Below are 25,789 nucleotides of genomic sequence, written 5' to 3'. Positions count from 1 at the left end.
ATGAGTGATGTCTTTCCGGTCAACGGCATGGACGCCGTGGTGTTCGCCGTGGGCAACGCCAGGCAGGCGGCCCACTACTATTCGACCGCTTTCGGGATGCGCCTGATCGCCTATCGCGGGCCGGAGAACGGCAGCAAGGACGAGGCCGCGTACGTGCTGAGGTCGGGCAGCGCCACCTTCGAGTTCAGGGGGTCGATCCGCCCCGGCACGGAGCTCGCGCGGCACGTGGCCGAGCACGGCGACGGGGTGATCGATCTGGCCATCGAGGTGCCCGACGTCGAGGCGGCCTACGCCTACGCCGTCGCGCAGGGCGCCGAGGGGCTGGTGGAGCCGTACACGGCGGAGGACGAGCACGGCAAGGTGGTGCTCGCGGCCGTCGCCACGTACGGGCAGACCAGGCACACGCTGGTCGACAGGTCCAACTACGGCGGCCCCTACCTGCCCGGCTACGCCCCCGCCGAGCCGCTGGTCGCGCCGCCCGGCACCAGGAACGGGCGGCTGTTCCAGGCCGTGGACCACTGCGTCGGCAACGTCGAGCTGGGCAAGATGGACGAGTGGGTGGAGTTCTACCGCAAGGTGATGGGCTTCACGAACATGGCCGAGTTCATCGGCGACGACATCGCCACCGAGTACTCGGCGCTGATGTCCAAGGTCGTGGCCGACGGCAGCCGCAAGGTCAAGTTCCCCCTCAACGAGCCGGCCGTCAGCCGCAAGAAGTCGCAGATCGACGAGTACCTGGAGTTCTACGGCGGGCCCGGCGTGCAGCACATCGCGCTGGCCACCAACGACATCCTGGCCACGGTCGACCACATGCGGGCGGCCGGGGTCCGGTTCCTGGACACGCCGGACTCGTACTACGACGATCCCGAGTTGCGCGAGCGCATCGGCCGGGTGCGCGCCCCGATCGAGGAGCTGAAGAAGCGCGGGATCCTGGTGGACCGTGACGAGGACGGCTACCTGCTGCAGATCTTCACCCAGCCCGTGCAGGACAGGCCCACCGTGTTCTTCGAGCTCATCGAGCGGCACGGCTCGCTCGGGTTCGGCAAGGGCAACTTCAAGGCGCTGTTCGAGGCGATCGAGCGCGAGCAGGAACGCAGAGGCAACCTTTAGTTTGTCCCGACTTAGTGGTGGTCATCCAGACATCATGGGATTGCCGCCACCGGGGCTGGCGGGACGCTGGCGGCGGCTGTTCGCCGGCGTCCTCGACTGGCTCATCGTCTCCGTCGCCGCCGCGCCGTTCAGCTGGACGAGCTGGGAGTACGCCTGGGACGGCAGCAGAGGCGTCTGGGACCGCTACCCGGTGGAGCACGCCTTCATGACCGGCCTGCTCGCCTTCCTGTACTTCTGGCTGCTGCACGCCTTCTGGAACGGGCAGACGCTGGGCAAGAAGCTGTTCGGCATCCGCGTCGTGAGCGAGTACGACGGCCGGATCGGCGTGGGCCAGGCGGCGGTCAGGCAGGCCGTGATGAGCGTGCTCTCCTGGCTCTGCTGCGTGGGCAGCCTGCTCGATCTCGGCTGGATCCTCTTCGACCCCCGAAAACAGGCACTGCATGACAAGGCCGCCAGGACGGTCGTCGTCAATGCCTGACTCAGCGTAAGATTCTGGTCACGAACCGAAGGGGGCCGGTCGCCTATGCGAGTCAACAGACGCGGGATGGCCATGGTCGCGGCGCTCGTCAGCGTGCTGGCCTGCTCACCGGCCGACGGGCCGCTGCCGGCCGACGAGGCGCCGGCCGCCGCCGACCGGCGGGCCGGCGCGCCCGGCATCGGCGACCCCGACTTCCCCAAGGACGGCAACGGCGGCTACGACGTCGCCCACTACGACCTGGTCGTCGACTACGTGCCCACCACCAAGCGGCTCACCGGCGTCACCACCATCAAGGCCACCGCCACCCAGGACCTGTCCCGCTTCAACCTCGACCTGTCCGGCCTCGACGTGCGCGAGGTCTCGGTCGACGGCTCGCCCGCCCGGTTCGGCAGGCAGGGCGACGAGCTGACCGTGCGGCCCGCCAAGGCGATCGCCGACCGGGCCGGGTTCACCGTCAGGGTCGCCTACTCGGGCACGCCGAAACCGGCCAAGGACAGCGCCAACCTGGGCACGTACGGCTTCGTCCCGACCTCCGACGGCGCCTTCGTGGCCTCCGAGCCCAACGGCTCCAAGACCTGGTTCCCCAACAACGACCACCCCTCCGACAAGGCCACCTACGACTTCACCATCACCGTGCCCACCGGGCTGACCGCCCTGGCCAACGGCGAGCTCGTCGGAGCGCCCGCCACCAAGGGCGGCACGACCACCTTCCGCTGGCGCGAGCGCCACCCCATGGCCAGCTATCTGGCCACGGCCACGCTCGGCAAGTTCGACCTGCGCCATGGCGCCACGGCGAGCGGCATCCCCAACCTGGCCGCCACCGATCCCCGGTTCAAGTCCTCGCTCGACAAGCTCTACACCACCTCCGCCGAGGTGACCGACTACTGGTCGACGATCTTCGGCCCCTACCCGTTCTCCTCGACCGGCGGCGTCGTCGACAACTACTCCGCCGGCTACGCGCTGGAAAACCAGACCAAACCGCTCTACGGCGGCTTCGACCCCGACGATACGATCATCGCGCACGAGCTGGCCCACCAGTGGTTCGGCAACAGCCTGACGATCAGGCGGTGGAAGGATCTCTGGCTCAACGAGGGCTTCGCCACCTACGCCGAGTGGCTGTGGTCGGAGCACAAGGGCCGCAAGACCGCCGAAGCCACCTTCGCCGAGCTGCTCAAACGCCCCGCCACCGACCCGATGTGGACCTACCCGCCCGGGCGCGCCAAGCCCGACGACCTGTTCAACCAGTCGGTCTACACCCGCGGCGGCATGACCCTGCACGCCCTGCGCGGGGCCATCGGCGACGCCACGTTCTTCACCCTGCTCAAGACGTGGGCCGCCGACCACCGCTACGGCCACGTCACCACCGACGAGTTCATCGACCTCGCCCAGCGCCTGTCCGGCAAGGACCTCACCGCGCTCTTCGACGCCTGGCTCTTCCAGCCCCGCCGCCCCACCTGACCTGCCAGGAAACGCTCCCCGCCGCCCGGTCCAAGTACTGATGTAAGGGCGAACGACGAAGGGAGCGAGGCCAGTGCGCCTCAACGACGACCCCGAGGCCTTCGAGGCCTTCTACCGCCGCCACGTCGATGCCGTCATGCGATTCACGGTCCGGCGGGTGAGCGACCCTCACCTCGCCGCCGACCTGACAGCCGACATCTTCCTGGCGGTCCTTGATTCGGCACACACCTACGTGCCCACCCGGGGAAGCGAGACCGCCTGGCTGTACGGCATCGCGCGCAACGTCGTGTCCGCCCAGCACCGTAAGGCGGCAAGGGAGACGCGGGCATCCGGCCGCGTCGCCGGCCGCCGGCTGATGGACGACGACGATCTCGCCAGGATGGAGGAACGGATCGACGCCGAGCGCCGGATGCGCGACGCCCTGCGGGCCATGGACGGCCTGCCCGAGGGCGAACGCGCCGTGCTGGAGCTCGTGGTGATCGATCAGCTCACCGTCACGGAGGCCGCGAGAGCCCTGGGCATCAGGCAGGTGACCGCGCGGGTCAGACTGCACCGGGCCAGACGTGCCTTGGAGAACGTCGCTTCGCCATCCGCCGTGTACCTGGAAGGACAGGCATGAGCAACTTCGAAGATCGCCTGCTCGGCGCGCTCAAGGAAGAGATCACGACGAGGACGGCGGAGGACAGAGCGACGACTGTGACACCGGTGCGGCGCTCGCGCGGGCGCCTGGTGGGGCTGTCCGCAGCGGTGGCGGGGGTCGCGGCCGCCACCGCGGTGGTGGTGGTGCTGACCGGGCTCATCGGCAGCCCGGCGTACGCGGTGACCAAGGACGCCGACGGTGGCGTGAGCGTGCGGATCAACGCGTTCACCGACCCGGAGGGGCTGGAGTCCGAGCTGGCCGGGGCCGGGATCAAGGCCGTGGTGGACTACCTGCCCGAGGGGCGGATCTGCAAACAGCCGCGCGGCCGGAACGGGGCCGCCTCCGGGCGGTTCGCGACCGGCGTCGGGGTCGGCGAGGGCGGCTCGGGGATCACGTTCACGATCGAGCAGGGGCAGGTGCCGGAGGGGGCGACGCTGGTGCTGGCCGTGTCCAGGAGCGGGGCGGGCGACGACCTGCCGCCGTTCGCGACCGCTCTGGAGGTCGTCGACGGTGAGGTCGCACCGTGCGAGGCCGTCCCCGTGCAGGCTCCGCCGCCGTCCGACGGCCTCGCCCCGGACCGGCAGGGCGACGGCCCCCTGACCGACTCCAGGACGGACGACGGAGGGCCTGGCCTGACCACCGAGCGGGACTGAGCGCTCTCCTGGACCGGCCGGTCCCTTGAGGCCCGGCGCCCCTCCCGAGCGGCACGGGGTGCCGGGCCTCGTGCGGCCGTAAGGCGCCTCAGGCGTCCGTACGGGGCCAGTAGGCGTCTCCGGCCAGCAGGAGTGCGGCAGCGCCGACCAGGCCCGCCTCCTGCCCCAGGGCGGCGGGGACGACCTTCACCCGGCGGGCGAACCCCATGCGCGCGTGCTGCCTCAGCGCCTCCTCCAGCGGCCGGAACAGCGGCTCCCCCGCCTGTGCCAGCCCGCCGCCGATGGTGACGAGGTCCAGGTCGCACAGGTGGGTGGCCGAGGCGATGGCGACGCCCAGCGCCCGCCCGGCCCGCTCCATCGCCCGGAGCGCGACCGGGTCCCCGTCCCGCGCGTCCGCCGCCAGCACCCGCGCCGTGACCCGCCGGTCCTCCCGATACGCTCCCGCACCCGTCTCCCGCGCATGCTCACCGGCTCCGCCCAGGCCCCCGCCGTGGTCGCCGATGGAAGCGCGGTGCGGGGTCCAGCCGTGGGCTAACGCCCAGGTGACCAGGGCGGGGCCGCTCGCGACCGTCTCCAGGCAGCCCGTGCCGCCGCAGCCGCAGCGGGACCCGCGTTCCGGCTCGACCACCACGTGCCCGATGTGGCCGGCGTTGCCGGTTCTGCCGTCGACCAGCCGCCCGTCCAGGATCAGCCCGCCGCCCACCCCGGTGGACACCACCATCCCGAGCATGGCCTGGCTCCCCTGCCCGGCCCCGCGCCAGTGCTCGGCCACGGCCAGGCAGGCGGCGTCGTTGTGCAGCCGTACCGGAAGGCCGGGGAAGCGGGCCGTCAGCCGGGCGCGCAGCGGGAAGCGGCGCCAGCCGGGGATGTTCAGCGGCGAGACCTCGCCGTCCGGCCAGATCATCGGCCCGCCGCAGCCCACGCCCACCCCCTCGGCCTCCCCGGACAGGGGTTCGACCAGGTCGGCGAGCGTCCGCCACAGGGTCTCCGCGTCCGCGCCCTGCGGGGTGGTGGCCCGTCCTGACGTGGTCACCGAGCCGTCGGGGGCGATCAGTCCGGCGGCCGTCTTGGTGCCGCCGACGTCGATCGCGAGGATCACGACCGGCGGCCCGCGACGGCGTACGACCTCGCGAGCCACCCCGGAAGCGGCCTCTGAAGCGACCTCGCGAGCCACCCCGGAAGCGGCCTCGCGAACCGGCGTCCGGCCGCGACGTGCGTCGTCATGGGCCGCCGGCGGCGCTGGAGAAGACCAGGACCGAGGCGGTGAACCCGTGCACGTGGTTGTGCCCGGCGACCGGCCCCACCTCCCCCGCCGCGAAGAAGCCCGCCACCCCGATGGGCCCCAGCGTGTCGCGCAGCGCGACCGGGTCGTGGTCGGCGGTGCCGAACATGGCCGAGCCGCGCCCGTTGCAGGAGAACAGCAGCGCCCCGTCCACCTTGCCCAGCTCTTCCCGGTGGGCGTCGAGCAGGTCGTAGAGGTCCTCGTCGGCGGTGGCGGCGTCGCGGACCTGGAAGCGCACGGTCCTGCCGATCTCGACGATGTCGCCGATGGCCACGGCCTCGCGGTCGGGGTCGATGCCGATGACCCCCCTGATGAGGAAGTCGCCGCGTTCGTGCCGCTCGGCGTACTCGTCCATGGCCAGGCCGATCTGCAGCCCGGACGCGACCAACTCGCGGTCGTCCTCGTCCAGGTCGCTGACGATGTCCTCCAGCCGGGCCAGCGCCGGCTGGCCGGCCAGTTCGAGCAGCAGGTTGTCCTCCGACGCGGTGACCACCATGCTCGGGCCGATCGGGCGGCAGCCCTGGCTGACCACCGTGCTGATCTTCACGGGGCCGCTGAGGAGCACGCCGATCGCGCCCTCGGTGTAGATCTCGCCGTCGGCGAAGAGCCGTACGGAACCCCTGCCCTGCAGTCCGTTGGCCAGCCCGCCGATCAGCGGCAGGTCGCCCAGAACGTCGACCGAGCGCTCGACGAAGGCGTCGGTCGGAAAGGTGTACGGATCGGCCAGCAGGATCGCCACGTGGTCGTCGCCGCCGCGCTCGGGCAGCCCGACCACCACGAATCTGTCCTCGGCCGTCAGCGTCTCCAACGCGAACGTGGTCAGCCGCGCCCCCTCCAGGGTGGCCGCCCACGCGCTCACGGCCGGCGTCAGCTCGACGCCCTGGCCGTCCCCGATCACTCCGGTGGCGCTGCATCCGATCACGTGCGCCTCGGGCGCGAGTTTCATCGCGGCCTGGCCGGCCCGCGCGACGTCCTCGGGATCGTCCCCGCAGATGAAGAAGCAGACCAGGTCGGCTGGGCCGCTGAGCCTCGACAGTGCCTGACCGACGGCGTTCTCCGCGGCCTCCACCAGGTCGGAACCCACGGCGAGGCCGTCGGCGAAGCGGCTTGTCATCAAGGCCACGGATCTCGCCTCCCTCGACATGTCCAAGTTCCCTAGGCCCGATTCTCCCCACTAAAAGGACAAGCACGCGCACGAACCGTCACGCAATAGTCAAGATCCGAAATCTCCGCCAGCTGCGAAACTCTCTGACACATTCCGCATGGGGGACGTAGTCTCGATCCCGTGCATCAGCCACGTATTCTCCGCGAGTTGCGAGAGAGCGGCCACGTTCATCGCACCGTCAAGGCCGAGGTCCGGGAAAACCTGCTCGCCAAGCTGCGGGCGGGCGAGCCGCGCTTCCCCGGCATCGTCGGCTTCGACGACTCCGTCCTGCCGCACCTGGAGCGGGCCCTGCTCGCCGGGCACGACCTGGTCCTCCTGGGTGAGCGCGGTCAGGGCAAGACCCGGCTCATCCGCACCGTGACCAGCCTGCTCGACGAGTGGACGCCGGTGGTCGAGGGGTGCGAGATCAACGACCACCCCTACGCCCCGGTCTGCACGCGCTGCCAGGCCATGGCGCGGGAGCTGGGCGACGAGCTGCCGGTGGCGTGGAAGCACCGCGACGAACGCTACGGCGAGAAGCTCGCCACCCCCGACACGTCCGTGGGCGACCTGATCGGCGACGTCGACCCGATCAAGATCGCCGAGGGACGCACGCTCGGCGACCCCGAGACCGTCCACTACGGCCTGGTCCCGCGCACCAACCGCGGCGTCTTCTCCGTCAACGAGCTGCCCGACCTGGCCGAGCGCATCCAGGTGTCGCTGCTCAACGTGCTGGAGGAGCGCGACATCCAGGTGCGCGGCTACAACCTGCGGCTGCCGCTCGACATCCTGCTCATCGCCAGCGCCAACCCCGAGGACTACACCAACAGGGGCCGGATCATCACGCCGCTGAAGGACCGGTTCGGCGCCGAGATCCGCACCCACTACCCGCTCACCGTCGAGGACGAGCTCACGCTCATCCGCCAGGAGTCCGTGCCGGACATCGGGGCCGACGTCCCCGAGCACCTGATCGAGGTGATCGCCCGCTTCACCCGGCTGGTCCGCGAGTCGACCGCCGTGGACGCCCGTTCCGGCGTGTCCGCGCGCTTCTCGATCGCCGCCGCCGAGACCGCCGCCGCCTCCGCGACCCGCAGGGCGGCGCTCACCGGCGAGGACAAGCCGGTCGCCCGCGTGGTCGATCTGGCCTGCGTGGTGCACAGCCTGCGCGGCAAGGTGGAGTTCGAGGTCAGCGAGGAGGGCAGGGAGACCGAGATCCTGGCCCACCTGCTGCGCCGGGCGACGGCCGAGACGTTCAGGAACCGGCTGGGCGGCATGGACCTGTCGCCGGTGACCGACAAGTTCGCCGAGGGCAACCAGGTGGAGTCGGGCGAGCTGGTGCCGGCCGGCGAGCTGCTGCACCGGATCGGTCCCGTCCCGGGCCTGGCCAAGGTCATGTCGCGGCTGGGGATGGGCGCCGGCGAGGAGTCTCCCGGTCACGCCGCGGCGGCGCTGGAGTTCGCTCTCGAAGGGCTTTACCTGATGCGGCGCCTGTCCAAGGAAGACCTTGACGGGGTGACCGTTTACCGCACGTGAACATGTGGGCGCTCTCCCGCGTCATAGTGGTACAGAACTACGCCGTCGGGGGAGATCGTCCATGCGCCTGTTCACCTGTGCCACCGTCGCCGCTCTCACGCTGAGCGTGCTCGCCGTGCCCGCCGAGGCCGCCAGTTCCGCGTACGGGTGGGCCTGGTCCAACGGCAAGGGTCACCTGCGGATCGTGCCGAAGTCGGCCACCCGCGTGACCCGGCAGGGCAACGTGCTGCACCGGCTGAAGGCCGTCTCGGGGGCCAAGGAGCTGCGGCTCGACTACACCGGGGCGGCCTACGGGCGGGTCACGGTCAAATGCGATCTGAAGGAGACCGAGGGGCACGTGGCCCTCGACTCGAAGGGGCTCGGGCGCACCCGGTGCGGCGCCGGGCAGCTGGCCACCGAGCTGGGGCGCGGCCCCGTACCGGTGCGGGTCGAGCATCGGGGCGGCAAGGCCGTCAAGGTGAACGAGATCCTGCTCGCCGAGTGGCCCGGGCAGCGCTCGGCCAGGGGGACGATCAAGCGGGTCGACGACACGACCGTCCTGTTCGCGACGGGCGGAAAGACCCTCAAACTCGGCTATTCGTACGTCACCGGCTTCTCCCGCACCACGGCCGGCTGCGGCGACGGCTGGCTGTCCGGCCGGCCGGTCAACGCCGACAGGAACGGCCTGGGCAAGAAGCCGTGCACGTGGACGGACCTGACGAAGGCCCTCAAGACGGTCCGGCACCCCGTCCTGGTCAAGATCGAGTACACGCCCGGCGCCGACTCGCTGGACCAGGTGTGGGAGATCTTCGGCGACGCCTGATGATCCATGCACACACATGGGGGCGTTTTCCGGGTTAGCGTGGTTTCGTGATGGCCTTCCGCTATGGCGAATACCACGACGGCCCAGACCCCCTCGCTCCTCCCTACGACGTGCGCGCGGCGCTCGACGAGATGGGCGATGCGATCCTGTCGGGTTCGACGCCGGTCCACGCCCTGCGCGATCTGCTCAAGCGCGGCCTGCCCGGCGGCCAGGACCGCCGGGGGCTCGACGACATGCTCAAGGAGGTCCGCCGGCGCCGCCGTGACCTGCGCGAGCGCGGGCGTCTCGACGGCACGCTGGAGCGGGCCAGGGCGCTGCTGGACAAGGCGATCGGGCAGGAGCGGGCCGAGCTGTTCCCCGATCCGTCCGACGAGGCGCGGCTGCGGGAGTCCGAGCTCGACGCGCTGCCCGAGGACACCGCCAGCGCGATCCAGGAGCTGAGCTCGTACGAGTGGCGCTCGGCGGCGGCCAGGCAGACCTTCGAGGAGCTGCGCGACCTGCTGCGCAGGGAGGTCCTGGACAGCCAGTTCAGGGGGCTGCGCGACGCGCTGGCCAACCCCGACCCGGCGGCCATGGAACGCGTACGCCAGATGATGTCGGACCTGAACGACATGCTCGACCGCGACTCCAGAGGCGAGCACACGCAGGACGACTTCGATAACTTCATGGCGAAATATGGGGATCTCTTCCCGGAGAAGCCCCGCACCCTCGACGAGCTCGTCGACATCCTCGCCCGCCGCGCCGCCGCCACGCAGCGCATGCTGGCCTCGATGACCCCGCGCCAGCGCGAGGAGCTGGGCAACCTCATCAACCAGACGCTCGACCAGGCGGGCCTGTCCGACCAGATGCGCCGCCTCGGCGAGGCCCTCTACGCCCGCCGCCCCGACCTCGCCTGGAACGCCCCCGAGCGCCTCACCGGCGAGGAGCCCCTGGCCATGGGCGACGCGGTGACCGCGCTGGAGGAGCTGGCCGACCTCACACAGCTCGAAACCGCCCTGCGCCAGGACTACCCGGGCGCGCGGCTCGACGACATCGACGAGGCCGCCGTACGCCGTGCGCTCGGCCGCTCGGCGGTCGACGACCTGGAGGCGCTCAAGCGCATCGAACGCGAGCTGGAGGAGCAGGGTTACCTGCTGCGCCGCCGCGGCAAGCTGGAGCTCACCCCGAAGGCGGTGCGCCGCCTGGGCGAGACCGCGTTGCGCCGGGTCTTCGCCTCGCTCGACGGAGGCCGCCGCGGCGACCACGACCAGCACGACGCGGGCTCGGCCGGCGAGCTCACCGGCTCCTCCCGGCCCTGGCGCTTCGGCGACGAGCAGCCGATCGACGTCGTCCGCACGCTGGTCAACGGCGTGCGCGGCGGCGGCGTCAGCCTCGGCGAGCGGCCCAAGGTGCGGCTGACGGTCGACGACTTCGAGGTGGCCGAGACCGAGCGCCGCAGCGCCGCCGCCGTCTGCCTGCTGGTGGACCTGTCGTACTCGATGGCCCTGCGCGGCACCTGGGCCGCGGCCAAGCAGACGGCGCTGGCCCTGCAGGCGCTGGTGGCCTCCAAGTTCCCGCAGGACGCCGTGCAGATCGTCGGCTTCTCCAACTACGCCAGGGTGCTGCAGCCCGACGAGCTGGCCGGCCTCGACTGGGACATGGTCCAGGGCACCAACCTGCACCACGCCCTGCTCATCGCCGGCCGCCACCTCGACCGTCACCCCGACTTCGAGCCGGTGGTGCTGGTGGTCACGGACGGCGAGCCCACCGCCCACCTCATGCGCGACGGGCGCTCGGCGTTCGAGTGGCCGCCGTCGCACGAGACGCTGGAGCTCACGCTGGCCGAGGTGGACAAGATGACCCGGCGGCGGGCCACGATCAACATCTTCATGCTGGCGGCCGACGACCGGCTGAAGGAGTTCGTGGACGAGGTGGCGCGCAGGAACGGCGGGCGGGTCTTCTCGCCCGACGCCGAGCGGCTGGGCGAGTACGTCGTCAGCGACTTCCTCCGCCTGCGCCGCTCCCGCTGACACCGTCCGGCACTATGGCCCCTGCCCCTGGGAACCGTCGGGCCGGCATCCCGCCCGGATCCCTGAGCTGGGGTTTCCGTGGGAGCCGTTTCTGTCGGTGCCGCCTGCGAGACTGCTCGCCATGAGCGAGGACGTGCGGTTGCGTGATGTCGTGGACGCCGACCTGGAGGTGTTCCTGGAGCAGGAGCACGACCCCGAGGCGGCGCGGCGGTCGAGGTTCGCGCCACGGGAGCGTGAGGCGTTCCTGCGGCATTGGCGCACCTCGATCCTCGGCGATCCGACCGTCCACGTGCAGGCGATCATGGTCGGCGACGAGCTGGCGGGCAACCTGGTGGCGTGGTGGGAAGAAGACCGGCGCTTCATCGGCTACTGGATGGGGCGCGCGTTCTGGGGGCGGGGTGTCGGCACGCGCGCGCTCGGCCTCTTCCTCCAGGCGGAGAAGGTCAGACCGCTCTACGCCGACCCCTTCCACGGCAACACCGCGTCCGTGCGCCTGCTGGAACGCCACGGCTTCGAACGCACCGGCACGGTGCGCCACGGCGACGACGACCACACCCTGCTGACCCTCCACGGGTGACCCCGCACCACGATCACCCGGCGGTCAACGACCGTCGTTCCCCGCGGCCGACAGCAGTTTGGCGGCCAGGTCGCGGCAGCGTTCCACCAGCTCAGGCGGGTCGAGCACGTCGAAGTCGTGACCCAGCAGCACGATGTGCATGAGCACGAAGTCGAGGTTGGCGGCACCGCTGGTCACCTCGCAGCGCTCGCTCCCCCGGGCCCTGACGACGGCCGCCGACGCCGGGATCTGCGCCCGTACCGTGGCGGCCGGGGCGTGCAGGAGGAAGCGGGCCTGGTGCCGGTAGACGCGGCTGGCCACGCTCTCCTGCACGTACGCCGCCGCGTCCGGAGCCGCCCGGGGGCGGAACCGCCGGGTCCGCGCGGACACCTCCCTCATCCGGTCGACGCGGAAGTTGCGCCAGTCGTCGCGGTCGAGGTCGTAGGCGAGGAGATACCAGCGCCGGTCGGAGGCGACCAGCCGGTACGGCTCCACCCGCCGCGCCCGCAGCTCGTCCCCCGAGGGGTAGTCGAAGGCGGCCTCGACCTCGTCCCGGCAGGCCCTGGCCAGGGTCATCAGGGTCTTGGGGTCGATCAGCGTACGGCCGCCGGCGCCGAAGGACTCCACCGAGCCCGCCAGCGCCCGCACCTCGTGCCGCAGCCGGGTGGGCAGCACTTGGTCGAGCTTGGTCAGCGCCCGCAACGCGGCCTCGCCCGCGCTGGCGACCGCGCCGCCGGCGCCGGCCAGGAGGGAGACGGCGGTGGCGATGGCCTCCTCGTCGTCGAGCAGCAGCGGCGGCAGGTCCTGACCTGGGCCGAGCCGGTAGCCGCCGCCGACGCCCTGGCTGGCGTGCACCGGATAGCCGAGCGTGCGCAGCCGTTCGACGTCGCGCCGGACCGTGCGCGGCGTCACCCCGAGCCGGGCGGCGAGCTCGGGGCCGGTCCAGACCTGGCGCTGCTGCAGCAGCCCGAGCAGGGTGAGCACCCGCTCCGTCGTGCCCCGCTCGTCACCGCTCGCCACGCTCATGAAATCAGCCTGCCAGAGATAGCGGACCGATCCTGTCCGCCTGGGGTGTCAGAGTGAAGCCATGGACACCACCGACTTCGACTGGAACCGGACGCTGCGCGAGCAACTGGAGTGGCACTGGAACCATCATCTTCGACCCCGATTCAAAGGTCTCACCGACGACGAGTACTTCTGGTCACCGGTGCCGGGCGCCTGGAACGTGCGGCCGCGCGGCCACTCGACGGCGCCCGTGCAGGCCGGCACCGGGGCGTTCACGATCGACTACGGCTTCCCCGAGCCGGTCCCGTCGCCCTTCACCACGATCGCCTGGCGGCTCGGCCACGTCATCGTGGGCGTGCTCGCCGCCCGCACCGCCTCCCACTTCGGCGCGCCGCCGGCGTCGTACGAGAGCTGGGAGTACGCCGGCACCGCGGCCGCCGCGCTCGACCAATTGGACACGCAGGTCGAGGCGTGGCTGACCGGAGTGCGCGGCCTGAGCGAGGCGCAGCTCCGCACCCCGGTCGGCGAGAAGGAGCCCTACCCCGAGGCCCCCATGGCCGACCTGGTGCTGCACATCCACCGCGAGCTGATCCACCACCTGTCCGAGGTCTGCCTGCTGCGCGACCTCTACCTGCACACCCACTCCACGGTGGAGAGCACGGAAGGCACGAACCGATGAGCCGCACCATCCAGGTCACCTTCGACGCCCACGACCCGCGGGCCCTGTCGATCTTCTGGCGTGACGTGCTGGGCTACGTGCATCCGGCGCCTCCCGGCGTCGTCCTGCCGGAGGGCGCCGATCCGCTGGCCGCGTGGGACGACTTCCTCGAACGGGCCGGTGTGCCGGCGGATCAGCGCAACACCGGGTCGGCGATCGAGGACCCGGACGGGGCAGGGCCGCGGCTGTTCTTCCAGCAGGTGCCGGAGGACAAGACGGCCAAGAACCGGGTCCACCTCGACGTCCGCGCCGCTCCCGGGCTTGAGGGGGAGGAACGCATGGCGGCGCTGGAGGCGGAGTGCGAGCGGCTGGTCAAGCTGGGGGCGAGCAGGACCCGCCGGCACGAGCCCGAACCCCCGATGAGCGGCGGCTTCATCGTCATGGCCGACCCGGAGGGCAACGAGTTCTGCCTGGACTGACCCTCTAGCGGGAAGCCTCCGATGGGAGGCGCGTTCCAGGGGAAGGGCTCAGGCGTCCACGAGGCGGGAGTAGAAGTCGAGGGCGACGTCGAAGCCGTCGCGGCAGTTGCGGTGGGAGCGGTAGCAGGGGCGCCAGGCCGAGCTCGCGCCCACCCCCGCCCTCGCGTCGTGCAGCGCCGCCACCACACGCTCCGGTTTCGGTAGCAAACCGTGACCGAGGTAGCGGACGACGCCCGACAACTCGGTGTGCCGGCCGCGGCCGCCCGAGACGAAGGCGCCGAGCCGCCAGCCGCTCTCCTCGTCCCACACCAGCGCCGTGCCGTCGGCAAGCTTGAGCGTGGCGTCACGCGGATCGCACGGGCCCTCCCACCAGTCCACGACCTCGGATCCGAGCAGGTCACGGACCTGCAGCACATAGCCGTACGGCTGCTGCAGCCATTCGTCGGTGTAAGGCTCGACGTGCCTGATGGCCACGGACGGCACCCCCTTGTGCCCAGACGGTAAGGAATTTGCGGCGATGCCCAACCATACCCGCGCCGAACTTATTCCGTTGCACAGCCGTCTAGTCATTACGGACGATATTTACGTCCGAGACGGGGAAGGAGGGGCAGCCATGATAGCCACGGTTCTTCTCATCGTGCTCATGGTCGTCGCGGTGGCGGCCACGGAGCTGTGCCTGCGTTGTGCCGGAGAAAGCAAAGAGAGTGTCGAGTCCCCCGCCGAGATCGTCGGGGACTAGTCTCTCCCGCATGTCGTCCCTGCTTCTCTGGCTGCACATCGTCTTCGCGGTCTTCACCATCGGGCCGGTGACCGCCGCGACCATGTCCGCGCCGCGCGCCATTCGCGCCAAGAACGTGCCCTCGCTGCAGTTCATCCAGCGGACCACCAGGATCTATGCCGTCGGCAGCCTGGGGGTCTTCGTGTTCGGGCTGGTGCTCGGCGTGGTCATGGGCGGCGGGGTGCTCGGCCGGTGGTACATGACGGCGTCGATGACGCTGTTCATCGTGGCCGCCGTGCTGCTCGTCATCATCGACCGCGACCTGCGCACCGCCGTCCAGGCTCTCACCAGCGAGAGCACGGACGACGACGCGAAGGTGCAGAACGGGCGGATCGCCGCGATCAGCGGGCTGCTGTCCGTGATCTGGCTGGTGATCCTCTTCCTGATGGTCGTCCCCTCCTGACCAGGCGCGTCAGCGCAGCGCCTGGGTGAGGTCGGCGAGCAGGTCGTCGACGGTCTCGATGCCCACCGACAGCCGGACCAGGTCGGACGGCACCTCCAGCGGGGACCCCGCCGCGGAGGCGTGCGTCATCCGGCCCGGGTGCTCGACGAGCGACTCCACGCCGCCGAGCGACTCGCCCAGGGTGAACAGCTTCGCCCGGTCGCACACCGCGACGGCCTCCGCCTCACCCCCGGCCACGCGGAACGACACCATGCCCCCGAAGCGGCGCATCTGCTTGGCCGCGATCTCGTGGCCGGGGTGCTCCGGCAGCCCGGGGTAGAGCACCTCGGTCACGCGCGGGTGGGCGAGCAGCAGGTCCACGACGCGCTCGGCGTTGTCACAGTGGCGGTCCATGCGGACGCCGAGCGTCTTCAGCCCGCGCAGCGTCAGCCACGCGTCGAACGGCCCCGCCACCGCGCCCATCGCGTTCTGGTGGTAGGTCAGCTCCTCACCGAGCCCGGCGTCGGCGGCGATCAGCGCGCCGCCCACCACGTCGGAGTGCCCGCCCACGTATTTGGTGGTCGAGTGGACGACCACGTCGGCCCCGAGCGCGAGGGGCTGCTGCAGGTAGGGCGAGGCGAAGGTGTTGTCGACGACCAGCAGCGCCCCGTTGTCGTGGGCGAGCTGGGCCAGGGCGGCGATGTCGGCGATGCCGAGCAGCGGGTTGGTGGGCGTCTCGACCCAGACCACCTTGGTCTTCTGCGTCATCGCGGCCGCCACGGCGTCGAGGTCGTGCAGCGGGACCGGGTCGTAGTGGAGGTCCCAGCGCTCGTGCACCTTGGCGAACAGCCGGTAGGTGCCGCCGTAGGCGTCGTTGGGGATGATCACGTGGTCCTGCGGCCGGCACACCGTACGCAGCAGGGTGTCCTCGGCGGCCAGCCCCGACGCGAACGCCAGCCCACGCGCCCCGCCCTCCACGGCGGCCAGCGCGGATTCGAGCGCGGTCCTGGTGGGGTTGGCCGAGCGGCTGTACTCATATCCGGAACGCAGCCCGCCCACGCCGTCCTGCTTGTACGTGGACGTGGCGTAGATCGGCGGCACCACCGCGCCGGTCAGGGGGTCGGGCTCCTGACCTGCGTGGATGGCCAGCGTCTCAAAACCGTTGCTCATACAGGCAACGTTACAGGCCCCGCCCCAGGTGAACGTCCGCTTGGCACGCCGCGCACCACGGCCCCCGTACCACCCGCCACAGAGCGGCGCGGCCCGCGGTCCGATCCCCATCGGACCGCGGGCCGCTCACGAGGGTTCCGTCCCCAACGGCCCCCGTGGGGGCTCGCGCACCATGCCCGCGCGAGCCGGGTCGGTCAGGCCGCCTTCGGCTCCTGCCGGTCCCCGCCTGACCGGGGCGGGAGCCGTACGACGTCCGCCTTGACGAACCGGCCGCTGCCGCCGCGCGCCTCTTCCCCGTTGATGCGCGAGAGCAGCACAGGGTCGGCCAGCGCGAGCAGTACCGCGACGACCAGCCCAAGACTCAGCAGAGCGAACCCGATGGCAACCATTTCTCTGTCCCCTTCCGACATATCCAGCATCGGCGAGGCACCCCGCGTCGCGCCTCCGCTGAAGGGCTGGTCTCCGGAGAGCCGCCTCGGCCGAACGGTTGATACGACTTGTCCGACTTGCGGCTTAGGCTCGGGGCCGTGGGGGATTCGAAACGGGTCGCGTACTGGCTCCGCCGGCTCAGCGAGCTGGCGATGCTCGGCTGGCTCGGCATGATGCTGCTGATCGACCTCGTGCTCGCGGCCTCCGTCGGGACGTTCCAGTGGCTGGTCCCCTTCTGCGGCGCGGCCGGCATCGCCGCGGTGATGCTGCGGCGCAGGTACCGGCTGGAGGGGTTCTGCGTCCTGCTGGGCCTGTCGTTCGTCTCGTCCATGGTGATCGGCCTGACCGGGACGGCGGGCGCGCCGGGCATGACGGAGACGGGCGCGCTGCTCATCCTGCTCATCGGCGTGCTGCGGCACATCCAGCCGCTGCACCGGGCGGCGGTGCTGACCATCGCGGCGCTGGTCGTCCTGATGATCGAAGGGAGCGGGCGCGACTACGACGGGGCGGGGCTGGCGTTCTCGTTCGTGCTGTTCGCGGGGTGGTCGATGGCCGCGGGCGCGGGCGGCTACCTGCGCTTCCAGCAGGAACGCCGGACGGAGGCGGTGCACTCGGTACGCCGGGCCGAACGCCTGGAGCTGGCCAGGGAGCTGCACGACCTGGTCGCCCACCACATCACCGGCATCGTCGTGCAGGCCCAGGCCGCCCGTACGGTCGCGGAGACCCGGCCGGACGCGGTGGCCCCCGCGCTGGACGCGATCGCGTCTGCGGGCTCGGAGGCGCTGACCTCGATGCGGCGCATGGTCACGGTGCTGCGCGCGCAGGACGAGGCTGCCAGGAAGCCGGGCATCACGCTGGCCGACCTGCGGATGCTGGCCGACCGGTTCTCCTCGGAGGGGCCGAAGGTGGCCTTCGAGATCGGCCAGGGGCTGGACGACCGCACGCTGCCGCCCGAGGTCATGACGACCCTGCACCGGGTGCTCCAGGAAGCCCTCACGAACATCCGCAAGCACGCCGCCCGCACCGCCTGGGTGGAAGCGGATCTGCGCCGCTTCGAACGGGTGACGGTGCTGCGCGTACGGAACTTCGGCTCCGGCTCAGACCCGCGGGTGTCCCGGCTCGGCGGCGGGTTCGGGCTGGTCGGGATGGGTGAGCGGGTGGAGGCACTGGGCGGCCGGCTCTACGCGGGCCCGTCCCCCGAGGGCGCCTGGGAAGTGATCGCCGAGTTCCCCCTCTCCTGAGGCCAGCGCGCGGGCGAGTGTCTCATCGCCGAGGGCGGCGCGCAGGCGACCGAGGATCCGGTCCACGTCCAGCCGCTCGCCGGACGGCAGCGGCGTCCCGGCAGCCCGCCTGATGGCCGTCGCCGCCCCGATCAGCCCCGCCGCTTCCACCTCCAGCTCCTGTTCCTGCTCCCCGGCTGTACAACGCTCAGTCGTACAGCGCTCAGTCGTAGGGCGCTCAAGGAGAAGTGACAGGGCCCCGGCCAGCCCTTCCAGGGCGAGTGCGATCGCGCGGGGGTCGCCGGTGGCCCGCGCGGCCGCGTACCCCTCGCGGTGCCTGCTCAGCGCCGCCGCCCCCGCACCGCGCTGCTCGGCCGCGAAACCCAGCTCGGCCATGATGAACGCCACCCCGGGCGTGCCCTCCACCCCTCGCAGCCAGTCCAGCACGGGCAGCAGGTACGCCTCCGCCTCCTCGTGCCTGCCCTGCCGCCGCGCGCTCATGGCCAGCCCGAGCACGGCGTTCTCCTCGGCCGGCTTGTACGACTGCGCCACCGCCAGCGCCCTGGCCCGCTCGTGGTAGTCGTCGGCCCGCACGTAGTCCCCCGCCAGCAGCGCGATCCGGCCCAGCCCGGCCAGCTTGAACGACACCTCGAACCCCAGCTCCTCCGCCAGCCGCAGCCCCTCCTCCCTGAGGCGGAGGGCCTCGGCGTAGTCGCCCCTGATCTCGGCCGCCCGGTCGAGAACGTCCATGGCCTCGATCCGTCCCCAGGCGTCACCCAACTCCTCGAACAACGCCAGCCCCCGCCGCCCGTCCCGTTCCATGGCGGCCAGGTCGGCGCGCCCGACGGCCAGCTTGGCCCGCAGACACAGAGCCGCCGCGACCCCCCACCGATCCCCCAGCGCCTCGAACGCCACCAGCGCCCGATCCGCCGCCGCCTCGTGCGCCCGGTGATCGCCGTACGCCCAGCGCACGTGACTCAGCAGCCAGTCAGCCAGCGCCACCCCCGCCGCATCCAGCCCGTCCCACCGTACGGGCGACGCACTCCCGCCGATCAGCAACTCATTCCCAGCCAGCCAAACCGACGCCCGCGCCACCTCCCCCTCACCTGCGGCGGGCGTGGCGCCGCGCAGGGCCGCGGTGAGGGAGCGGCGGCCTTCGTTGAGTCGGCCGCGCAGGATCCAGTACCAGGCCAGCGCGTTGACCAGCCGCAACGCCTCAGGTCCGGCGAGGGCGAGGCGCAGGTTGGCGCTCTCGGCGTCGAGCCGGGCCAGCCACTCCCGCTGCCCCGGCCCCCGCAGGTCGGCCCGCGCCGCGAGCGTCGTGTAGTAGCGGGCGTGCCGTTCCCTGATCCGGTCGTGCTCTCCCGCCTCCCGCAGCCGCTCCACGCAGTACGCCGCGACGGACTCCAGCAGCCGGTAGCGGGGCCCCTCGACCCGGACCACGAGCGAGCGGCCCACCAGCCTGGCCAGCGTGTCGAGCACGTCCACGCCGGGCTCGGCGCACACCTCCTCGGCCGCCTCCAGCGTGCACCCGTCGGCGTGTACGGCCAGCCGCCGCAGCACCACCCGCTCGGCGTCGCCCAGCAGCTCCCAGCTCCAGTCGATCATCGCCCTGAGCGTGCGCTGCCGGGCGGGCGCGTCCCGCATCCCGGCGCTGAGCAGCCGGAACCGGTCGTCCAGCCGTGCGGCGAGCTCTCGTACGCCGAGCGCGCGCACGCGGGTGGCGGCCAGCTCCAGGGCCAGCGGGATGCCGTCGAGCCGCCGGCACACGGCCGCCACGGTCTCGTCGGCCGGAACGTCCGCACGGGCGGTGAACAACCGCACGGCGTCGGCCTCAGGCAGCGGCTCGACCACCCGTACCCGCTCGCCCGTCACCCCTAGCGGTTCCTGCCCCGTGGCCAGCACCCGCAGCCCAGGGGCGGCCCGCAGCAACCGCGACACCAGCCCGGCCACCGCCTCCACCAGGTGCTCACAGTTGTCCAGCACCACCAGCACCCGCTTACCCGCCAGCACCCCCGCCAGCCGCTCCACCATCGCCCCAGCCACGCCACGCCCCACCCGCAGCGAGGCCGTGGCATCCCCACGCCTCCCGAGCGAAGCGACGGCGTCCCCGTGCCCACCGCGCACGTCCGCCAGCGGAGCGGCCGCGTCGTCACGCACACCCAGTACGGCCGCGAGGGCCTCCGCTGGGTCGGCTGCGCCGGACAGTTCGACCAGCCACACCCCGTCGGCGGGCGCGGGGACGGTCGCGGCGGCGGCGAGGGCGAGGCGGGTTTTGCCGACGCCGCCCGGTCCCGTGAGGGTCACCAGCCGGGACGTCGTCAGCAGCGAACCCACCGCGGCCACGTCCGCCTCCCGCCCGATCAGCTCCGTGAGCGGGGCGGGCAGGTTGGTACGGGGTACGCCCCCGAGCCCCGGTTCCTGGCGCAGGATCGCCTGGTACAGCGCGGCCAGCCGGGGCGAGGGGTCCAGCCCCAGCTCCTCCTCCAGCCGCCCGCGCAGCTCCCCGTACGCCGCCAGCGCCTCGTTCTGCCGCCCGCCCCGGTAGAGGGCCGTCATGTGGGCGGCCACCAGCCGTTCGCGCAGCGGATGGCGGGCCACCAGGTCGCCGAGGTCGACGGGCTCGCCCAGCGTGAGGCGCAACTCGGCCTGCTCCTCCAGCGCCGCGAGGCGGAGCTCCTCCAGCCTGGCGGCCTCCGCGCGGGCGAAGCCCTCGTCGGCGAACTCGGCGTAGGCCGGCCCGCGCCACAACACCAGGGCCTCCTCCAGTTCGGCGGCGCGGGCGGCGGGGTCGCCGGAGCGGCGGGCGACGAGCGCGGCGAAGCGGGCGGCGTCGGAGTCGGCGGCGGCCAGCCGGTAGCCGGCCGGCCCGAGCACGACCGTGCCGGACCCGCCGAGTGAGCGGCGCAGCTGGGAGACGCGCGCCTGGAGGGTGCCGGTCGGGTTGCGGCCGGGCCGGGCGCCCCACAGGTCGTCGATCAGCCGGTCCGCCGGGACGGGGCCGCCGCCGTGCGCGAGCAGGTCGGCCAGCAGCGCGCGCACCTTGGGTTCGGCCACGCGCACCGGCGAGCCGTCGTCCGTCACGACCCGCAACGGGCCCAGGACCTCGAAACGCAGCACGTTGATGCCAACCCGTGGCGGAGCCGCAGGAATTCCGTAGCGGCCTGCCCGATGGTGGGGCTCATGAGTCAAGTGACAGTCGTAGGGCTGGGCCCGATGGGGTGGAAGATGGCCGAGACGTTCCTGGCCGCGGGCCACGAGGTGGCGGTGTGGAACCGTACAAGAAGCAAGGCGGATCCTCTGATGGACAGAGGCGCCAGGCGGGCGGCGAGCGCGGTGGACGGCGAGCTGCTGGTGGTGAGCCAGATCGGCTACCAGGCGATGTACGACAGCTTCGGTGACGCCCGGCTGGACGGGAAGGTCGTGGTCAACCTCAGCTCGGGCAGCCCGGGCGAGCTGCGTGAGGCGGCCCGCCGGGTGGCGGAGCGCGGGGGCACGCTGATCACGGGGGGTGTCATGGTGCCGCCGCCGGGGATCGGGCAGCCGGGGGCGTACACGTTCTACAGCGGCCCGAAGGAGGTGCTCGACCGGCACGTGCCCGTGCTGGAGACGCTCGGCGAGGTCGCCTACGTGGGGGCCGACGAGGGCCTGGCGATGATGTTCTACCAGGCGCAGCTGCTGATCTTCTGGTCCAGCCTGACCAGCTACATGCACGCGATGGCGATGCTGCGCACGGCCGGGGTGGCGCCGGAGGCGTTCCTGCCGTTCGCGCGGGACCTGTTCACCCAGATGGGCGGCGACGGGCCCATGGGGTACGCCGGGCACCTGGCCGGGGAGTTCGCTGCCGGGTCGTACCCGGGCGAGCTGAACTCCCTGCACATGCAGGCCGTCGGCCTCGGCCACGCCGTGGAGGCGCTGGCGGAGGCCGGGGTGGAGATCACGGTGCCGACGGCGCTGCGGCGGCTGTTCGAGCGCGCCGACGCCGAGGGCCGCGGCGACGAGGGCCTCGGCACCGTGATCCAGTCGATCATGAAGCCCTAGTGGTTGGCCAGGAAGGCGAGCAGGTCCTGCCGGGTGAGCAGGCCGGAGGGCTTGCCGTCTTCCAGCACAACGGCCGCATCGGCCTTCTCCAGCGCTTCCACCGCACGCGCCACAGGTTCACCACTGCCGATCGTGGGTAGCGGCGCGGACATGTGATCAGCGATCGAATCATCGGAGGAGAGCCTGCCGTGATAGAGCGCTTCGAGGAGGTCGCGCTCGACGATGGAGCCGACCACCTCGGCCGCCATGACCGGCGGCTCCTCCTTCATGACCGGGAGCTGGGAGACCGAGTATTCGCGCATGATCGCGATGGCCGTGCTGACCGACTCGTGGGGGTGCGCGTGGATGAACTCCGGCAGCCCCGGCCCCTTGCGCGCGAGCACGTCGCCGACCAGGCCCTCGTCGGAGGAGGTGGTCAGGAAGCCGTAGTCGGCCATCCAGTCGTCGTTGAAGATCTTCGACAGGTAGCCGCGGCCGCCGTCGGGCAGGAGCACGACCACCACGTCGTCGGGCGCCGCCTTGGCCGCCACCCGCAGCGCCGCCACCACGGCCATGCCGCAGGAGCCGCCGACCAGCAGCCCCTCCTCGCGGGCGAGGCGGCGGGTCATGTTGAAGGACTCCTTGTCGGACACCGCGATGATCTCGTCGCAGACCTCGGTGTCGTACGTGGCCGGCCAGATGTCCTCGCCGACCCCCTCGACCAGGTAGGGACGCCCGGAGCCGCCGGAGTAGACGGAGCCCTCGGGGTCGGCCCCGATGATCTTCACCCGCCCGTCCGAGATCTCCTTCAGGTAGCGCCCGGTGCCGCTGATCGTGCCGCCGGTGCCGATGCCCGCCACGAAGTGGGTGACCCTGCCCTCGGTCTGCTCCCACACCTCGGGACCGGTCGAGTGGTAGTGGGAGTCGGGGTTGTTGACGTTGGAGTACTGGTCGGGCTTCCAGGCGTTGGGCACCTCGCGGGCCAGCCGGTCGGAGACCGAGTAGTAGGAGTCGGGGTGGTCGGGCGAGACCGCGGTCGGGCAGACCACCACCTCTGCCCCGTACGCGCGCAGCACCGAGATCTTGTCCTGGGCCACCTTGTCGGGCACCACGAACAGGCACCGGTAGCCCTTGCGCTGGGCCACGATGGCCAGCCCCACACCCGTGTTGCCCGAGGTGGGCTCCACGATCACGCCGCCCGGGCGCAGCTCGCCCGACTTCTCCGCGGCCTCGATCATGCGGACGGCGATGCGGTCCTTGACCGAGCCCCCCGGGTTGAAGTACTCGACCTTGGCGAGCACCTGGGCGGGGACTCCCGCGGTGACTTTGTGCAGCCGGACCAGCGGGGTGTTCCCCATGAGGTCGACCAGGGAATCGTAAACGCGCACCGAGGTGTTCACCTTCTTTGCCGAAGCTTGATCAGCTTGCCGACGGCCGAGGTCCGGTGGGGGTGGCAGGCCCTCGGCTACTTTTCAAGCAAACGCTACCGCCGAGTTCGACCGGGGAGGGCACCCACGTGGTCTGGCCAGCTGGCATGGCGCGCGCGGCGCGGAAGATCGCTACAGCGGCGGCACTCGGCGGAGGGGGCCTCACGGCTCTCGGAGCCACGGCGTACGGGCTGCTGATCGCCGAAGGGCTGCTCGCGCGGAAGGCCATCGGCCGGCCTCACGGACTCGACGGTCCCGTCTCCGACGGCCTGTACGGGGCGTTTCCCGGCGAACCACTCAAAATGGCCATGCTCGGCGACTCCACCTCCGTGGGCCTGGGCATGACCGACCCGGCCAAGACCCCCGGCGTCCTGCTCGCCAACGGCCTGGCCGCCGTCGCCGAGCGTCCGGTGCGCCTGGTGGTCGCGGGCAAGTCCGGCGCGCCCTCGGCCGAGCTGGGCGAGCAGGTGGACGTGGCGCTGGCGATGGAGCCCGACCTGGCGGTGATCTTCGTGGGCGCGAACGACATCATCACGCAGACGCCGCCCGCGACCGCCGTACGGCATCTGTCCAAGGCCGTGCGGCGGCTCAGGGACGCGGGGGTCGAGGTGGTCGTGGGCACGTGTCCCGACCTCGGCACCGTGCGGCCCATCGCGCAGCCGCTGCGCTGGGTGACGCGGCGCTGGAGCCGGCAGCTCGCGGCGGCGCAGACGGTGGCGGTGGTGGACGCCGGCGGCCGTACGGTGGCGTTCGCCGACGTCCTGGGCCCGGAGTTCGCGACAAATCCGACAGAAATGTTCGGACCCGATCGTTTCCATCCAAGTGACCGAGGTTACGCGCAGGCCGCTTACGCGGTGCTACCGTCAGTGTGCGCTGCGTTGGGACTGTGGCCTGAGCCGCGCCCCGCACGCGGCGAAGCACTGCAACCGATCTATCTCGCGGCGGCTACGGCCGCGGAGGAGCCCGGCACCGAGGTCACCGCGACCAGGGTCGACGGGCGGGCGACGGGCCTGCACGGTAAGTGGGCCACGTTGTTCCGCCGTCGGCTCGGCGAGCCAGTCAACGACGCCTGAACGGCTCGGCGGGACCACGCCCCCAGCCGGTCACCCTTCGCGTCGGAGCCGTCACTCCTCGTCCCACTTTGGAGTGGATTGCCCGTGCTCCGGCCCCTCTGGAAACCATCCCTCGCTCTCGCCGGAACCCTCGCCGTGACGGCCTGCTCCGGCAGCGACGCGGCCACCACCACGTTCACGACCTGGGAGAACAGCCAGGTCAACGCCGTCAGCCGGATGGCCGTGGGCGGCGGGGTGGTCGCCACGACCTCGATGAAGCCCGGCGGAGCCCTCGAAACCGTCGCCATCGGCCTGCGCGACGGCAGGCGCCTGTGGGCCCACCCCGCCACCATGGCCGGCCGCCTGCCCGGCATGGGGGTCTCCACCCCCGCGATCGTGGAGACGACCGGCGGCGACAGCGTGGTCGTCGCGCTCGACCCGGGCAAGAAGGGCCGCTGGAACGCCACGCTCGTGGCCCGCGACGCCCTGTCGGGCGCGCAGAAGTGGTCCAGGCCCGTGCACTCGACGTTCGGGCCGCAGCGATGCGGTCCTTACGTGTGCCTGTCCGAGCACACCGCCCTGGCCAAGGCCCGGATGGTGGTGCTCGACCCGGCGACCGGCAAGCAACTGTGGAAGCTGGCGGGGATCTCCGAGGTCGAGTGGGCCGACGACAGCCGGGTGCTGCTGCTGCGGCTGGCCGCCAACCCCATGGTGGAGTCGTACGAGCTGAAGACCGGCAAGCTGCAGTGGCAGCAGCCGATCGAGCAGGCGCTCGGCCCCGGAATCGACCTGTCGGGCGGCTGGGCCTTCGGCTCGACCGGCGACGACCTGGTCGGCTACGTCGCCCCGTACACGAACCCGCGGACCAAGAAGGTCTCCACCTTCGGGCTCTTCTCCGTGCGGATCGCCGACGGGACGATCAACTGGATGCGACCCTCCGTCGTCCGCGTCTATCCCAGCGGCAACCCCGGCGCCGCGCCCGTCGTGCGCCCGGTGGACCGCCAGGGCGGCTACGGCGGCTTCGCCCGGCTCGACTCGGCCTCGGGCCGGGTGCTCGGCCAGATCACCGCCGCGGACGTGCCCGGATCCGGCTGGTGGCTGGCCTTCCCCGACGGGATGGACCGGCTCGGCTTCCTCAAGCACGACGCCAAGGGCACGGCGTTCGACATCGCCTCGGGCCGGCCCGTGCCGGTCGAGGAGGAGCGCGGCTGGTCCTTCTGCGTCACCGACCCCAAGCCGCTGCCGCTGCGCGGGCAGGCGCCCGGCTTCTACGCCACCGCCGCCCTCTGCGAGTACGACCTGGCCACCGGCAAGCGGGTCTCCCCCGCCACGGCCCCGCCGCCCTGGTTCACGGGCAGCCAGGACGGCTGGCGGCTGTGGCGCGACGAGAAGGGCGCCGTGCACGCGGTGAACGATCACACGGCTACGGCGCCGGGTATGTACGGATAAGCGATGGGGTCGGCGGGCCTTGCGCGGGGAACTGGAATATAGTTCTACTATTAGC

At 71.8% G+C, this 25,789-nt stretch carries 24 protein-coding genes and 1 pseudogene; 17 read left to right on the top strand and 8 right to left on the bottom strand.

All coding sequences use genetic code 11. The annotated features are described in order from the left end of the window. The 5 genes from hppD to OIE67_RS54190 all read left to right on the top strand — a co-directional run bounded on the left by hppD (position 1) and on the right by OIE67_RS54190 (position 4,339). Positions 1 to 1,110, top strand: coding sequence for a 4-hydroxyphenylpyruvate dioxygenase (gene hppD / locus OIE67_RS54210; RefSeq protein ID WP_326635054.1), 1,110 nt, complete (start codon positions 1 to 3; stop codon positions 1,108 to 1,110). 34 nt (positions 1,111 to 1,144) lie between these two features. Continuing rightward, on the top strand, positions 1,145 to 1,588 hold the full coding sequence (locus OIE67_RS54205; protein WP_326635052.1) for an RDD family protein: 444 nt from the start codon (positions 1,145 to 1,147) through the stop codon (positions 1,586 to 1,588). A gap of 45 nt (positions 1,589 to 1,633) precedes the next feature. Continuing rightward, entirely contained in the window at positions 1,634 to 3,046 is a 1,413-nt protein-coding gene (locus tag OIE67_RS54200) for a M1 family metallopeptidase (RefSeq protein WP_326635050.1), read from the top strand. A 73-nt stretch (positions 3,047 to 3,119) separates the two neighbouring features. Continuing rightward, positions 3,120 to 3,665 carry an RNA polymerase sigma factor gene (locus OIE67_RS54195; RefSeq protein WP_106240574.1) on the top strand — a complete coding sequence of 182 codons (546 nt, stop codon included), beginning with the start codon at positions 3,120 to 3,122 and terminating at the stop codon, positions 3,663 to 3,665. Continuing rightward, positions 3,662 to 4,339: a hypothetical protein gene (locus OIE67_RS54190; RefSeq protein WP_326635047.1), complete on the top strand. Its 678-nt coding sequence runs from the start codon at positions 3,662 to 3,664 to the stop codon at positions 4,337 to 4,339. The genes OIE67_RS54195 and OIE67_RS54190 overlap by 4 nt, the downstream gene beginning before the upstream one ends. Before the next feature lie 88 nt (positions 4,340 to 4,427). Here the strand turns inward: OIE67_RS54190 and OIE67_RS54185 are convergent, their stop codons facing one another. Then, positions 4,428 to 5,477 (bottom strand): ROK family protein, encoded by a 1,050-nt coding sequence (locus tag OIE67_RS54185; RefSeq protein WP_326635045.1) that lies wholly within the window; start codon positions 5,475 to 5,477, stop codon positions 4,428 to 4,430. A gap of 82 nt (positions 5,478 to 5,559) precedes the next feature. After that, positions 5,560 to 6,735 carry an FIST signal transduction protein gene (locus tag OIE67_RS54180; RefSeq protein WP_106241024.1) on the bottom strand — a complete coding sequence of 392 codons (1,176 nt, stop codon included), beginning with the start codon at positions 6,733 to 6,735 and terminating at the stop codon, positions 5,560 to 5,562. A 171-nt stretch (positions 6,736 to 6,906) separates the two neighbouring features. Between OIE67_RS54180 and OIE67_RS54175 the strand changes: the two genes are divergently transcribed. From OIE67_RS54175 to OIE67_RS54160, 4 genes are all read left to right on the top strand, one after another. Further along, a complete protein-coding gene (locus OIE67_RS54175) occupies positions 6,907 to 8,298 on the top strand; it encodes a sigma 54-interacting transcriptional regulator (protein ID WP_106240570.1) in 1,392 nt (463 codons plus the stop codon). Positions 8,299 to 8,359: 61 nt separating this feature from the next. After that, positions 8,360 to 9,100 (top strand): hypothetical protein, encoded by a 741-nt coding sequence (locus OIE67_RS54170; protein WP_326635040.1) that lies wholly within the window; start codon positions 8,360 to 8,362, stop codon positions 9,098 to 9,100. Positions 9,101 to 9,150: 50 nt separating this feature from the next. Then, positions 9,151 to 11,109, top strand: a complete 1,959-nt coding sequence (locus OIE67_RS54165) for a vWA domain-containing protein (protein WP_326635038.1) — start codon at positions 9,151 to 9,153, stop codon at positions 11,107 to 11,109. A 121-nt stretch (positions 11,110 to 11,230) separates the two neighbouring features. After that, positions 11,231 to 11,686: a GNAT family N-acetyltransferase gene (locus OIE67_RS54160; RefSeq protein WP_326635036.1), complete on the top strand. Its 456-nt coding sequence runs from the start codon at positions 11,231 to 11,233 to the stop codon at positions 11,684 to 11,686. 24 nt (positions 11,687 to 11,710) lie between these two features. Here OIE67_RS54160 and OIE67_RS54155 read toward each other — a convergent pair whose 3' ends face one another. Continuing rightward, complete coding sequence (locus OIE67_RS54155) at positions 11,711 to 12,691, bottom strand: helix-turn-helix transcriptional regulator (RefSeq protein WP_326635034.1); 981 nt, start codon at positions 12,689 to 12,691, stop codon at positions 11,711 to 11,713. A 61-nt stretch (positions 12,692 to 12,752) separates the two neighbouring features. Here OIE67_RS54155 and OIE67_RS54150 point away from each other — a divergent pair, with 61 nt between their 5' ends. Both OIE67_RS54150 and OIE67_RS54145 read left to right on the top strand, forming a co-directional pair. Continuing rightward, a complete protein-coding gene (locus OIE67_RS54150) occupies positions 12,753 to 13,349 on the top strand; it encodes a DinB family protein (protein ID WP_326635032.1) in 597 nt (198 codons plus the stop codon). Next, positions 13,346 to 13,807, top strand: a complete 462-nt coding sequence (locus OIE67_RS54145) for a VOC family protein (RefSeq protein WP_326635030.1) — start codon at positions 13,346 to 13,348, stop codon at positions 13,805 to 13,807. Before OIE67_RS54150 ends, OIE67_RS54145 begins: the two co-directional genes overlap by 4 nt. Before the next feature lie 48 nt (positions 13,808 to 13,855). On the opposite strand, the gene OIE67_RS54140 is transcribed toward OIE67_RS54145, so the two are convergent. Beyond that, complete coding sequence (locus tag OIE67_RS54140) at positions 13,856 to 14,281, bottom strand: DUF6292 family protein (protein WP_326635027.1); 426 nt, start codon at positions 14,279 to 14,281, stop codon at positions 13,856 to 13,858. 139 nt (positions 14,282 to 14,420) lie between these two features. Between OIE67_RS54140 and OIE67_RS54135 the strand changes: the two genes are divergently transcribed. Both OIE67_RS54135 and OIE67_RS54130 read left to right on the top strand, forming a co-directional pair. After that, positions 14,421 to 14,546, top strand: coding sequence for a hypothetical protein (locus OIE67_RS54135; RefSeq protein ID WP_281262608.1), 126 nt, complete (start codon positions 14,421 to 14,423; stop codon positions 14,544 to 14,546). 10 nt (positions 14,547 to 14,556) lie between these two features. Then, positions 14,557 to 14,988: a DUF2269 family protein gene (locus OIE67_RS54130; protein ID WP_106240550.1), complete on the top strand. Its 432-nt coding sequence runs from the start codon at positions 14,557 to 14,559 to the stop codon at positions 14,986 to 14,988. A gap of 9 nt (positions 14,989 to 14,997) precedes the next feature. Here the strand turns inward: OIE67_RS54130 and OIE67_RS54125 are convergent, their stop codons facing one another. After that, a complete protein-coding gene (locus OIE67_RS54125; protein WP_326635025.1) occupies positions 14,998 to 16,137 on the bottom strand; it encodes a cystathionine gamma-synthase in 1,140 nt (379 codons plus the stop codon). Positions 16,138 to 16,331: 194 nt separating this feature from the next. Continuing rightward, the gene (locus OIE67_RS54120) at positions 16,332 to 16,526 is read right to left on the bottom strand and encodes a hypothetical protein (protein ID WP_106240547.1); all 195 of its coding nucleotides are present in this window, start codon (positions 16,524 to 16,526) and stop codon (positions 16,332 to 16,334) included. Between the two features lie 192 nt (positions 16,527 to 16,718). On the opposite strand from OIE67_RS54120, the pseudogene OIE67_RS54115 reads away from it, so the two are divergent. Next, a pseudogene (locus OIE67_RS54115) lies at positions 16,719 to 17,741 on the top strand (sensor histidine kinase); the annotation flags it as partial. On the opposite strand, the gene OIE67_RS54110 reads toward OIE67_RS54115, so the two are convergent. Then, entirely contained in the window at positions 17,664 to 20,906 is a 3,243-nt protein-coding gene (locus OIE67_RS54110; protein ID WP_326635022.1) for a BTAD domain-containing putative transcriptional regulator, read from the bottom strand. The pseudogene OIE67_RS54115 and the gene OIE67_RS54110 sit on opposite strands and share 78 nt — an antisense overlap. Before the next feature lie 63 nt (positions 20,907 to 20,969). Between OIE67_RS54110 and OIE67_RS54105 the strand changes: the two genes are divergently transcribed. Beyond that, positions 20,970 to 21,827, top strand: coding sequence for an NAD(P)-dependent oxidoreductase (locus OIE67_RS54105; protein WP_326635020.1), 858 nt, complete (start codon positions 20,970 to 20,972; stop codon positions 21,825 to 21,827). On the opposite strand, the gene OIE67_RS54100 is transcribed toward OIE67_RS54105, so the two are convergent. Then, on the bottom strand, positions 21,824 to 23,194 hold the full coding sequence (locus OIE67_RS54100) for a cystathionine beta-synthase (RefSeq protein WP_326635018.1): 1,371 nt from the start codon (positions 23,192 to 23,194) through the stop codon (positions 21,824 to 21,826). The genes OIE67_RS54105 and OIE67_RS54100 overlap by 4 nt on opposite strands. Positions 23,195 to 23,322: 128 nt before the next feature. Between OIE67_RS54100 and OIE67_RS54095 the strand changes: the two genes are divergently transcribed. Then, the gene (locus OIE67_RS54095) at positions 23,323 to 24,306 is read left to right on the top strand and encodes an SGNH/GDSL hydrolase family protein (protein WP_326635017.1); all 984 of its coding nucleotides are present in this window, start codon (positions 23,323 to 23,325) and stop codon (positions 24,304 to 24,306) included. Positions 24,307 to 24,390: 84 nt separating this feature from the next. Beyond that, on the top strand, positions 24,391 to 25,734 hold the full coding sequence (locus OIE67_RS54090; RefSeq protein WP_326635016.1) for an outer membrane protein assembly factor BamB family protein: 1,344 nt from the start codon (positions 24,391 to 24,393) through the stop codon (positions 25,732 to 25,734). Positions 25,735 to 25,789: the final 55 nt, after the last annotated feature.

The sequence above is a fragment of the Nonomuraea fuscirosea genome (assembly GCF_035917475.1).
Taxonomy (GTDB): domain Bacteria; phylum Actinomycetota; class Actinomycetes; order Streptosporangiales; family Streptosporangiaceae; genus Nonomuraea; species Nonomuraea fuscirosea.
Note: the sequence above shows the minus strand (reverse complement) of the source record. Positions and strands in the feature narration are given on the sequence as shown.